This window comes from Metabacillus sp. KUDC1714 (assembly GCF_014217835.1).
GTDB lineage: Bacteria > Bacillota > Bacilli > Bacillales > Bacillaceae > Metabacillus > Metabacillus rhizosphaerae.
Window position 1 is genome coordinate 4,637,769 of sequence record NZ_CP055263.1, and the last position, 13,123, is coordinate 4,650,891.

The 13,123-nt window shown below is 34.7% G+C and carries 10 protein-coding genes and 2 other annotated features; all 10 genes read right to left on the bottom strand.

From position 1 onward, the window contains the following. Positions 1-58 precede the first annotated feature (58 nt). Positions 59-1,720: a rhamnogalacturonan acetylesterase gene (locus HUW50_RS21290; RefSeq protein WP_066340728.1), complete on the bottom strand. Its 1,662-nt coding sequence runs from the start codon at positions 1,718-1,720 to the stop codon at positions 59-61. Positions 1,721-2,598: 878 nt separating this feature from the next. Continuing rightward, the gene (locus tag HUW50_RS21295) at positions 2,599-3,534 is read right to left on the bottom strand and encodes an AraC family transcriptional regulator (RefSeq protein WP_185653208.1); all 936 of its coding nucleotides are present in this window, start codon (positions 3,532-3,534) and stop codon (positions 2,599-2,601) included. 106 nt (positions 3,535-3,640) lie between these two features. Beyond that, positions 3,641-4,477: a carbohydrate ABC transporter permease gene (locus HUW50_RS21300; RefSeq protein WP_066340731.1), complete on the bottom strand. Its 837-nt coding sequence runs from the start codon at positions 4,475-4,477 to the stop codon at positions 3,641-3,643. A 1-nt stretch (position 4,478) separates the two neighbouring features. Continuing rightward, positions 4,479-5,426, bottom strand: a complete 948-nt coding sequence (locus HUW50_RS21305) for a carbohydrate ABC transporter permease (protein ID WP_083964835.1) — start codon at positions 5,424-5,426, stop codon at positions 4,479-4,481. 147 nt (positions 5,427-5,573) lie between these two features. Beyond that, the gene (locus HUW50_RS21310; RefSeq protein WP_066340732.1) at positions 5,574-6,881 is read right to left on the bottom strand and encodes an ABC transporter substrate-binding protein; all 1,308 of its coding nucleotides are present in this window, start codon (positions 6,879-6,881) and stop codon (positions 5,574-5,576) included. 911 nt (positions 6,882-7,792) lie between these two features. Further along, a complete protein-coding gene (locus HUW50_RS21315) occupies positions 7,793-7,993 on the bottom strand; it encodes a cold-shock protein (protein WP_064094055.1) in 201 nt (66 codons plus the stop codon). Between the two features lie 206 nt (positions 7,994-8,199). Next, entirely contained in the window at positions 8,200-10,122 is a 1,923-nt protein-coding gene (gene thrS / locus HUW50_RS21320; RefSeq protein WP_185653209.1) for a threonine--tRNA ligase, read from the bottom strand. Between the two features lie 55 nt (positions 10,123-10,177). Then, positions 10,178-10,409, bottom strand: a binding site (T-box leader). A gap of 41 nt (positions 10,410-10,450) precedes the next feature. After that, positions 10,451-10,679 (bottom strand) — a binding site (T-box leader). Between the two features lie 125 nt (positions 10,680-10,804). After that, a complete protein-coding gene (locus HUW50_RS21325) occupies positions 10,805-11,179 on the bottom strand; it encodes a nucleotide excision repair endonuclease (protein ID WP_066340743.1) in 375 nt (124 codons plus the stop codon). A gap of 462 nt (positions 11,180-11,641) precedes the next feature. Next, a complete protein-coding gene (locus tag HUW50_RS21330) occupies positions 11,642-12,049 on the bottom strand; it encodes a VOC family protein (RefSeq protein ID WP_185653210.1) in 408 nt (135 codons plus the stop codon). Positions 12,050-12,092: 43 nt separating this feature from the next. Next, positions 12,093-13,037, bottom strand: a complete 945-nt coding sequence (locus HUW50_RS21335) for an aldo/keto reductase family protein (RefSeq protein WP_066340747.1) — start codon at positions 13,035-13,037, stop codon at positions 12,093-12,095. Positions 13,038-13,123 lie beyond the last annotated feature (86 nt).

Here is a 13,123-nt window from a genome sequence, read left to right on the forward strand (position 1 = left end):
TTGTCTTACTAAAGATTTTCCTCGCAATTATTCACTGCTAGGGTTTTTAGGCGTTCTGTTATCTGTTAAGGAGGATATAAATTTTGTACAGCAGTACTGCTGTATCTTTCTTCGTCATAACAGCCTTTGGATTTAGAAGGTTGTTCTCAGTAGGGATAAGTAAGTTTAGCTCAGCTGCAGAAGCCACTTTATTAGCAAGATTAGATGAGACTTCGTCTTTGTCTGCATAAGAATCCAGACTTCCCTCAGGTGGCGTAATGTTTTTCTTTAATGCATAAGAGTCAAGGGCTAGGCTGACAGCCATTTCACGTGTTAAAAGCTCAGGTTTTTTAACAATGCTTTCGATTCCAAGTTCTGCTGCTTGGATGCCAGTTAATTTTTCAATCATGTCAAGATAATCAACAAAGCGAACATCTTGTTCCGGTTTGAAGTTTTTACCCCCTACAGGCATAACTCCTAAAAGAACCATTTTCTCAATTTGTTCCCTTTCCCAAAGCGTTTCTGTATCTTTAAATACTTCCTTCATGACTTTATGGTAAGGAAGTGTATAATGTGATAAGTCTGGAATCTTATCATTTATTTCTTCTATAATCATCCTTGCCATCTGTTTAGCACCAGCTTCTTTAAAATGGGTGTTATCATTCAATCCTGAAGGATAATTCGGGTATTCTCCTGGTTTAAGTTGCATAAAGATTGAAGCTGTACCATCATAGCCAAGATAATTGTAATACTCCAGGCTTTTTGCGTTCAGGTCAAGCAACTGTAGGTTATTTTCAGCTGCAACTTCCTTCATAGCCTGTGTATATGTAGGAAAGCTATCAACAAAGATTCCCATTTCCTTATTAAAGGTCCGTCTATTCATCGAAGTTAGGCCAACTGGGGTTGCTCCTCGTTGGAGAGCACCTTTTATATAATAATTAGTAAGATATTCCTTATATTCATCAACGGTAACATATCGGTCGGGATAATTAACAGCTTCATCATTATGTGCAAATTGAATGAATACGTAATCTCCAGGCTTAATATCGACAAGCAAATCGTTCAAACGCCCCTCATTATATGCGACCTTTGTACTTCGCCCTCCCATTGCACGGTTTTCAACTTTGATTTCTGACTTAAAGAGACGATCAATAACTTGTCCCCAACCTGTCATTGGAGCTCGTGCAATTTCATAATTTCGTACTGTTGAGTCACTAATCAAAAAAACAGATGGATTTTCCCCAGCTGTCCGTTTCGGCAGAGGGTTGATTGAAAGCTGTGAGACACTAGCTATTTCACCCGTAATCTTAAAGTTCATCGCTTCATCAATTAAAGCGTAACGGAATAGCAGGACATTCTCACCCTCCTGTTTTACCCATGGTTTTTTAATTTCAACTCCATTGATAAAGACTTTCGTTTTCGCAGCATCAAGAGTGCTAGGTGCAACTAGAGAAATACTATAATCGTTTACTGGTAAATCTGTACGAAACAGAATCTCAGAACCGCTTATTGAACCATTATTGATTTGAATATCAGATGAGTTTTCTAATCCATAACCAATTTTCTCAGAGTAAACTGAAGCTTGATCGATTGTAATATAGTCTTCTTTTTCGCTTCCCCCAAATAAAAATTTAAAGCCAACTTCTGATGTATTCTCACCCGCAGAGATTGCGCTTACATTAAAAAGTGCAACACATAAGATAATCATTAATGTTAATAATAATTTGTATAGCCTTCCCATTTGTCATCTCCCCTATTAATATAGTTAAATATCTAACATATCATCTTGTGTCATCATTATTAATAGAATTTATCGTTGGTTGATCAACTGTTGCTGTGAATCCGACTACACTCTGAAAAATTGGAAATAGTAGTATTAAGCATAAAATACACACAAAAATTTTTTCATTCATTTCCTCCCTTATTCATCCCGTTCGACTTATTACCTCTGATTTAATTCGTTAGCACGTCATCTATTTGTATTTAAAAGTGACGAGCTTGGAATTTACCTCCTTCCTTCATCATAAAGCCCTCCTGCTATTTTCTCGGGCTTCTTTGTACAACACCAAGATAGTTTATCTCTAGCATTACGTCTACAATCATGCTGTAAGAAACATACTATTAACCTAGTTAGAAAACGCTCACAAACTCTTGTCTGATATAAAGATTACTTTTTCAGATAAATGATTATTGCTCATTCAATTAGTTGTCTCGATTGTTCCTTACACCCAGATCCTTTCTAAAATGTTTGGATTTCACGAATTAAGAGCCTAGGCAGATGGGAAAAGGATGGGCACAAAAAGTTTTTGTCCTTAGCTTTCAGCATGTTGCGGGAGGTAACCTAGGAGGCTAGACAATAATCCCTGGTAGGTATTTATAAAATACTACAAGAAAGAAACCCCTTGTCACATCTAAAGATAAGGGGTTTCTTGTGATCTATTTATTTATTGATTTTAAATCACCAGAAAGACTCGTTAGATTTTGCATCATTTCTTAAGCGTCTTATTTGCCCGAGGTTGTTCAAGGGGCTTGCGCTTTTGTTCTTTTAGACCTATGAAAAGATTTTAAATTCATAACAAAGCAGACATTCATTTGAATGTCTGTATAATGAATGTCGAATTATTTTTTTATGTAATTAGTTTGGTCATTAAAAGATAAAGTAGAAAAATCCCTTATATTGCAATATTTTTTGCGATACTCTAACGGCGTAAATCCTACTTTTTCAAGAAAATATCTGCTAAAATGGGAGCCATGCTTAAAGCCGGATTCTAATGCTACATCTAATACAGATAAATTAGGCTCTGTTTCTAGTAATCTTTTCGAGTGATTAAGACGGCAGCTCATTAAAAATTTCATGATCGTTCCACCCGTTACTTCCTTAAATATATGTGACATATAATACTTACTAACATTAAGACTTTTAGAAATATGATCTAATGATATGTCTTCTTGGTAATGCTTATCAATCCATGCCGTAATTCTTCTAACATGCAATTCTTTTTCAGTTTCCACATGTATGTGCTTATTTTGATGTGTTTGACTTAGCTCATAAATTTGAAACAAAAGCTGAATCACTAAGGTCTGCATTTTGGCTATATAAAAACGACAATTAAGTGTGGAGTCCTCACATTTATCAGCTTTAATCCCTTCACCTTGCGAAAGTTCAGATATTGCTTGAATTGATTGCTCTATTTGATTCAATAATTTCTGGTCAATATCACGGAATAAGCAATTATTGAACGTTGAGAATGGCTTTAATAACTCTCGAAATTTCAAGGTCGTGATAATTGGCTCCAATACCTCTGATGAAAAATGAACAACACTTCTTTCATACATTTCTGTCGGAAGAGGGTTTGCTCTGTGAAGGGTTAAACCGTTTAATAAAATTAAATCGTTTGGTTGTAAATGATAAACCTTGTTTTTAATTAAATAATGACAATTACCACTATGAAAAAGATAAATTTCAAACTCATTATGTGTATGGAAATCGTGCATGTCCCAATCCAATTCAGGATCACAATTCTTCCGATAAATCGAATATTTACAGATGTTCACGAGTCCACCCCTATCGATATGATATGTTTGGTGTTGAGCCTTCTTGAGTAAAGCCCTGATATGTAACATACTCAGGGCTAATAAGAACCAGCAATTCTATTTTGCTCTATTTAATCCCTGTTGTGGCAACACCTTCAACAAGATGCTTTTGAAAGAAGAGAAAAATAAGAAATGTTGGTATCAATGAAGCAATCGACATGGCAAACAAAGGCCCCCATGCTGTTACAGCTGACGGATCAGAAAACAATCTTAACCCAAGTGAAACTGTGAATAGCTTAGTATCATTTAAATAAATTAATGGTGTCATAAAATCATCCCATGTCCAGTAGAATGAGAAAATCGCAACAGTCGCTAGTGCAGGCTTTGTTAAAGGAAGAATAATATTCCAGAAAATCCCGAATGTGCTACAACCATCAATAATAGCTGCTTCATCTAATTCTCGAGGAATCCCCCTTATAAATTGAACCATTAAAAAGATAAAAAATGGCACTCCTCCTATGAATGCAGGAACAACTAACGGATAAAATGTATTTACCCAGCCTATTTTATGAAACATGATATATTGTGGAATTAGGGTAACTTGATGTGGCAGCATGATAGTTGCAAGTAGGCAAACAAATAATACACGTTTAAATTTAAAGTGGAGTCGAGCAAATCCAAAAGCGACTAATGTTGATGAAATCAGGGTCCCGATAACAACTAATACTGTGACAATACTTGAATTTAAAAAGAAGGTTCCAAATGTAATATCACCAAATCCTGCCCAGCCTAGTGCATAGTTGTCCCATTTAAATTCCGAGGGAAACAAGGATGCAGCATTTTTAAAGATATCAGATTCAGGCTTAAGCGAACTTGCTAATGTCCAAAATATCGGATAAATCATCAGTAACCCAAATCCTATTACAAAAACGTGAAAAAAAATGTCACTTTTTGTTTGCTTCATTTTATTTCCCTCCCTCTGATTCGTAATAGACCCATGCAGATGAAGATTTAAAAATTAGTGCTGTAAAAACAGCTACGATAATCAATAAAATCCATGCCATTGCGGATGCATATCCCATTTGAAAATGAGTAAATCCCTTTTCGTATAAATAAACGGCATAAAATAATGTACGATCTAGTGGTCCACCTGCTGTAATGAGAAAACTTTGTGTAAACGTCATAAAGCCACTTATCATCTGCATGACTAAATTAAAAAAGATAACTGGTGTTAACATAGGAATCGTAATCTTAAAAAACTGACTAAACTTTGAAGCACCATCAACTGCTGCTGCTTCGTATAATTCAGTTGGTATTTGTTTTAAGCCTGCTAAGAATATTAACATTGGGGAACCGAACTGCCATACAACTAAAATGATGAGCGTTGATAATGCATAATCGGGACTTGCAATCCAGTTTTGTCCTTCAATCCCAAAATAGCTTAGGATTCCATTAATAGCACCTTCTCTTCCAAAAAGCTGCTTCCACATGACAGCTACCGCAACGCTTCCACCAACAATAGATGGTATGTAGTACACCGATCGATATAAACCAACACCACGTCGAGCTTTTACAAAAAGCATAGCAACAAATAATGCAAAAGCTAGTTTAAAAGGGACAGATATAAATACAAATGTAAATGTTACCTTTAAAGACGTCCAGAAACGTGAATCATCTGTAAACATGGTGATATAATTTTGTAACCCAACCCATGATGGGCTTGATAACATGTCATAATCTGTAAAAGATAGATATAAAGATGCAATCATTGGGCCAATAATAAATCCAAGAAACCCCAATAACCAAGGAGAAATAAAAGCATATGCGATTAATTCCTTTTTCCAGCCCTTATGAAGTGCTTTACTTCGTTTTGTGACCTTTTTGTCCGTTAACACACTTGTTTCTGATTGCATTTGGCACCTCCACTGTAAAGATTATTAATTTAATAGGGTTACCCCTCTAATAATTTCTATATAAAGTCTATCTATAAGACTAAGCATATATAAAAATAATTTGAAGGGGTTTACCCTTTGGTAATGTGTAAATCTTTATTAGGAAATTTACTTATTTTTCGCTAATATTTTGTTTGCTTCAGATCGGAATGTTTTTGCCATTTCTTCTGTAGTAAATTCTCCGAAATTCAATTGTTCTGCAAGCCTTGTAAATAATGCGTCTAATTCACCTGCTCCTGATGGCTCTGGGGGATAAATTGGACTTGAATGTTGTTCTGCAAGTTCAACATAGTCAAACATTTCCCTTGCCGCATCATCTACTTGAGGTTTCAAGTTGTCACGTACTTTCGCAGCTATTGGAACTCCTCGCTCGGCCGCTAGAATCTCATTTGCTTCAAGATCGTTTGTAATAAAATCAATGAACTTTGCAGCTGCCTCTTTATGTTTTGATTCCTTTGAGACTGAGAAGAACTGTGATGGTTTTAAATACAGTCCTTCTTTCCCTTCAGGAAGTGATGGTAAAAGGGCTAGCTTTAATTCACGTCCTGCTGCACCTTGCAGAGCAACAATTTGGTTACTGTTAAACCATAATGTAGGTGCTTTTTCATGGACAATTAGCTCTTCTTCCAATCTACCTTGAACGGCAGCTGTTACATCTGGCGGTGCTGCTACACCATCCTTTAGTAATTCATCCCAATAGTTAAGGAACTCAACTAATAGCTTATCATCTTCATATCCAAGCGCTGTTCCTTCCTCGTTATACAATTCAATATCATGTTGCCTTAAATAATATTGAAAATTCCCTAAAGAGTTTTTAGCTCCTTCGACTCCATACACACCGTCACCGAATTGGTCCTTTAGTTTCTTTGCTGCCTCAGCATACTCTTCCCATGTATAACCAGGTTTAAAAGGTTCAACACCTGCTTTTTTAAACATGGCAGGGTCATATGCCATCGCTAAAGCATTCGTTCCTAAATTAACAGCGTAAAGCTTGTCGTCTACATATCCCCCTTCAATATACGCCTCACCAACATCATCAAGATTTAGAGCACCAGAGTCCACAAAAGAATTTAAATCCTCAATAAGTCCACGATCTACATATTCCATTAAATATCGGTAATCCATTTGAATCACATCAGCTAAATTCTTTCCAGCTGCAGCTGTTGCTAGTTTCTCCCAGTATCCATCCCAGCCTGTAAATTCAGGAGTTATTTTTATATTTGGATTTTTTTCCTCAAATAACTTGATTACTTTTTTTGTTTTATCATGACGATCCTGAGAACCCCACCAAGCAACACGTAAAGTGATTTCTCCATCTTCACCTTCAGCTGTTTTTTCAGAACTACATCCAGCTGCTAGTCCTAACAGTAAAACGAGAATTATCATAAATGAAATAAATTTAGAAAATGATTTCATCTTTAGAAAACCTCCCTTTTTTATTAAAACTTGTCCTTCTTCAAACTAGAGCACACCTTCATTTTGTAATTAGTTAATAAATAAGCAGTTAATTAAAGCGCTTTCAAATTTGTTGAAGTTTTTTTACAATATGTAAAAACTAGCATAATGGTTATCCTTTCTCCCCCAATCTTGTATATTTATCCTAATTATATTTAACTTCAAGATCCTCTTCTTTTCTGTTCTTGCGGAATTTATAGTGGAAAATTAACTTTAATTGCTGTCTTTTTTTCATCAACTTGCTTGCAATCCTATAATCTATCATATTAGAAGGATGTGATTCAAACAATTAACCTTTAGTACCAGTACTTTTACAGTAGGTCAAATCTAGCCTTTAATCGACATTTGATTATATTGTTATTTTTAGACAGCAATAAGTAGTAATTATTTAACTATTCGGAAAGGTTACTAGTATACAATTATTAGGAGATGTTCACTATTTAAGTCTTCTAACATACCACATTAGGAATTACTGTTTGTTCAAAAATCTGGTCTCATTAAAAAAAGGACGCCTTTTATTTAGAAAAGGCGCCAGATTATGGAACGAGTAATTTTTCGGTTGCATATTAAATTTTTCTTTAATAATTCGAGCTATTTCTTCAGCAATCAAAAGTTACATGAATCTATAATTTATAAATTTATTTAGGTATTCTAAGTGTTATGTGTTATGATTTATTTAACCATTTTAACACTTGTAGCATGTTGTCTTGAGAGGTTGACTAAAAGTTAAATGTTCATCCATAAATCTGGAAATATGTCTTTTACAGTCATATTTATTCTGATATTTAAGGGTCAAGCATTAATTAGTCAGCCTCTTTTAACGTTATTTTTAAGCAAATTAAAAAGGACTCTAATTTAGAGTCCTTTAATACTTACGCTTTGTTTACGTTAGTAGCTTGAAGTCCACGTTGACCTTGTTCTGTGTCAAAAGTCACTTTTTGGCCTTCGTCTAAAGATTTAAATCCTTCGCCTTGGATAGCTGAGAAATGTACGAATACATCTTCTCCACCTTCGATTTCGATGAAACCGAAACCTTTTTCTGCGTTAAACCATTTTACTGTACCTTGTTGCATGTTTGTTTCCTCCTGGGTGGATTTAATCCACAATTATTACTATAGTTGCTCAATTAGATATCAAAGGCGAAAGTTTTAAAAACTTATTCTTTCCTTACATACCGAACAAAAATAATTCTTCTTTATCTTAACAGATAAATTTTGGAATTGCAAATGGTATTTAACAAGTTCTACAGTAAAGTAGAACTTGTCACTGTTTTTCCTTTCTAGTTAAGACTTCTACTGACAATTATCTGTTTTAGATCATTGATAAACTCATCTAGTTTCACTTCACTCGAATCCTCTTTCCCATATTGCCTAACATTAACAGTCTGGAAATCTCGTTCCCGGTCTCCTACAACTAGAATATATGGAACCTTTTTCATTTGAGCCTCTCTCATTTTAAGCCCAAGCTTCTCATCACGTAAATCAAGTTCAACACGTATTTCTGCTTGTTTTAATTGTTGTGTAACTTTTTCTACATACTCTTTATGCGCTTCATTTGATACAGGTATTACCTTAACTTGGACTGGTGCAAGCCAAACGGGGAATGCTCCAGCAAAGTGTTCAATTAAAATACCGAGAAAACGATCGATAGAGCCAAAGACAGCCCGATGAATAACAACTGGGCGCACTTTTTTATTTTCTTCATTGATATAAGTTAAATCAAATTTTTCTGGCATTTGAAAATCGAGTTGAACTGTCGCACATTGATGACTTCGTTTGAGCGCATCTTTAATATGGATATCAATTTTTGGGCCATAAAAGGCTCCGTCACCTTCGTTAATATGAAATTCATAGTTTAATTTGTTTAAAACATTTATTAAAGAAGCTTCCGCTTTATCCCATAAAGCTTCATCACCCATATAATCATCTGGTCTTGTTGAGAGTTCGATTTCATATTTAAAACCAAATGTACTGTAAACATAATCAATTAACTTTAATACGGATGTAATTTCATCCTCAATTTGAGCAGGTGTTACAAAGATATGAGCATCGTCCTGGCAAAATGTGCGAACTCTAAGCATGCCATTTAAGGCACCACTAAATTCATGACGGTGCACCTGCCCGAACTCTGCCATCCGAATTGGAAGATCACGATAGGAATTAAGTTTATCTTTAAAAATAAGCATATGCCCAGGGCAATTCATTGGTTTTAATGCAAAACTCTGATCATCCACCTCAGAAAAGTACATATTTTCTTTATAATGATCCCAATGACCAGAGCGTTCCCATAGCCGTTGGTTCATCATAATCGGTGTACGGACTTCCTTATAATCATATGAATATTGCAGCTTCCTTAAAAACACTTCTAATTCATTTCGGATTAGCTGCCCATTTGCTAAATAAAAGGGCATACCAGGTGCTTCCTCAGAAAACATAAATAACTCTAATTCATTTCCTAATTTCCGGTGATTTCGTTTTTGTGCTTCATCAATAAAATGAAAATAATCAGCTAAAGCTTCTTTTGAAGCAAAAGCCACACCATATATACGCTGAAGCACTTTATTACTGCTGTCTCCACGCCAATATGCTCCAGATACATGTGTTAATTTAAATGCTTTAATATACCGAGTTGCTGGTAAATGTGGACCACGGCATAAATCAACAAACTCACCTTGTCGATAGACTGTTATAACGGCTCCTAGTGGAATATCCTCTAACAGTTCTAACTTTAAAGGATCATTTGCAAAAATCGCCTTAGCCTTGTCACGTGATATTTCTTCACGTTTAATTTCCAGATTTTCAGAGATGATTTTATTCATCTCTTTCTCAATCTTATCTAGGTCATTAACAGTTAGGTTATTTTCTAAATCAAGATCATAATAAAAACCATTTTCAATAACTGGACCAATTCCTAATTGTACAACATCTCCATAAAGACGTTTGATGGCTTGTGCTAATACATGTGCAGTTGTGTGTCTCATAATTTCAATACCAGTTAACGAATTAAGATCATATAACTCAATATTTGCATTCTCATTGATGCTACGCTTTAAGTCATACAATGATCCATTTACCAATCCAGCCACAGATTTCTTTTTTAAACTAGAACTAATTGACTGTGCGATTTCCTCTAAGGATATACCTTTAACATACTTTTTTTCATCTCCATTTGGAAACTTAATAATAACCTCATTTTGACTCATGATTAACCACTCCTAATATTAAATTTCAAATAAAAAAAACACACCCATCCCTCAAAAAAGGGACGAGTGTGTCTATACCCGTGGTTCCACCCAACTTTCCATCTAATTACTTACATCATGATGGCTTCGTTTAAGCTGTATCGTAGCTTTCACGGTATTGATTACTAGTATTTCACCAATACTGCTCCAAGGTGGTAAGCAATTCTATCGTATTAGGAAGTTCCCAGCCTAGCCTTCCCTCTCTGTAAACCGTTTAGAAATACTCATGTCCTTATCATTGCTTTTAGTATTTAATTAAACATAAAAAAACACACTCAAATCCCTATATAAAAGGGACGAGTGTGTTTGATCTCGTGGTTCCACCCAACTTCCCACCACTTTTGTAATAAGTGATGGCTCGTTTTGCTGTATCGTAGCAGCTACGGTATTAATTACTATTGGTTCATCAATACTGCTCAAAGGTGGTAAGTAATTCTCTTGTATTAGGAAGTTCCCAGCCTAGCCTTCCCTCTCTGTAAACCGTTAAGAAATACTCATGTCCTTATCATTGCATCGGCTAATTTTAAATTATTAATTAATATATAGAAATATTTACTAATAGTCAATACCTAAATAGAAAATTTTATGCAAGGTTGTGTCGTAGTAAAACAATATTAACATATTAGCCGCACCTAAATTAATTTTATTTATAATATACTTTATCTACATTGTATTTCGCTTGAAGTTTATTAATAATGTATGTTTCGTAAATGTCTCTCTCCATTGGATCTTCGACCACACATACATCAATTTTGAATACTTCATTTCTATGATTTTTGATAGGTGACACTGTGTCTTCTAGATGCTTTTTGACCCTCTGCCTTAGTTTTCTTGCCTTACCTACAAAAAGCAGTTCATCTTTTTTGTTATAAAATAAGATAATTCCGCCCTTATCTCTTGGAATCTCATGAAGATCAATGAAGCCCTCGATCGATTTTATGACCGGCTCATTATCATTCCGTGATTGTATTCGCTCTGTGATTGAGATGTCTGCTTTAGGAATTTCGATATTTATCATAAATTAGCACGTCCTTTTTCTTCTAATATGTAAATGGTGTTATATGTAAAAAATAAATCATTAACTTCTACTTATTATAATTTACAATAATTAGTGATTTATTTGAAAAATATTAAGATTCGATACTTCATTATATTAGAAAATCTTTTTGGTTGTCATAACCCGGTATTTTTATCATTATTGTCGAATCTTACTATAATAGAATAATTAATACTATGTGATTAAGTACTCCTAGGAAAAATCATATCATTAAAATGCATTTTTTGCTGAGTTTCATATTGTACCATATAATTTAAAACATGTCTTTTTGTTTGAGTTTTACATGTCATATATTCGAGAAGAAACTTACATTTGTTTAACTTGAAAAGATATTAGTTGGAACGAATAAAAAAAGACCTACCAATTAGGTAAGTCAAAACTTTGTTAGTATTATGAAATTACGAACCATTGTGTCAGTAGCTGTTAACAATTCATATGTGGTGAAGTTGGTTCTAATTGCATAAATTCAATTCGGTTTCCGTCTGGGTCTTTAATCCAACATTGATAATTATTGTCTTTCCCTTTCGTTGGTTCGACATCTAAGGTAAGCCCTTTCATCTTTAGGTGATTGGCTATTTCGTTAATATCGTTCACCTCTAAGCAAATATGATTAAAGCCATTTTGGTTTCTTTCCTCTTGCTGTTTAGATAATCCACCATAAAATAATTCGATAAATTGTCCAGGAGCCACTTTAATATATTCAATCCAAGGCTGATTCTCATTGTCACGGATTTCGAATGCCCTTTCAAAACCTAAAATGTCACAGTAGAATTCAAGTGATTTATCCATGTTTTCTACAGTTAATGCTAAATGTCCAATCCCTTTAATCAAGTAGTATCACCCCTTACTTCATTTAGTTTTATCGTTTTGAGCTTTAAGATAAAATCGTTTCAATTCTATTTTGTATCTCAGAAGGAAGAATGACTTCAATTGCTTTGACATTTTGTTCTACTTGACTTGGTTTACTCGCTCCGATTAAAGCGCTTGATACGTTTGGTTGTCTTAAAATCCAAGCTAATGCTAGTTCTGGTAATGTAACATCGATCTCTTTTGCAACTGCTTCTAATTGCTCAACTTTATTAAAGACATCCTCATTTAGCATCCCTTTTATAAAATTATTAATCGATTGATTTGATGCACGACTATTATCTGGGACCTGACCATTTTTGTATTTTCCAGTTAGAACGCCCTGGGCTAATGGAGAAAATACTACCTGTCCGATTCCATATTTTTCACTTACAGGAATCACTTCATTTTCAATATAGCGGTTAAACATGTTATAGATCGGCTGATTAACCACAATTCGATCTAACAGGAATTTATCAGCAGTTGCAACTGCTTCTTCAATTTGTGCTGCACTCCACTCACTTACGCCAGCATACAAAATTTTCCCTTGACGAATTAAATCATCAATTGTTTTCAGTGTTTCTTCAACAGGTGTTTCGGGGTCATAACGATGGCAATAAAAAATGTCTACATAATCTAGGTTCATTCTTTTTAAACTCGCGTGCACTTGCTCCATCACATGTTTACGAGATAAACCACGATCATTCGGCCCGTCGCCCATAGGCCAAAAAGCTTTTGTCGTAATAACATAAGATTCTCGAGGGTATTCCTTTAATGCTCCAGCGAGTACACGCTCACCTTCACCTTGCTCGTAAACGTTTGCAGAATCAAAGAAATTAATCCCTAGCTCATATGCCTTATGTATTGTCTTTTCTGCCACATTATCTTCTACTGATTTTCCATAGGTTAACCAGCTTCCTAAACTAATCTCACTTACTTTTAATCCTGTTCTACCTAGATTTCTATATTTCATATTAAAATAGCCTCCCAAATAGTTTTTTAGATTCTAGCTGTATTGTACTGGAAGTGATCAAGCATTTAAAGTACTGAAATTATTTA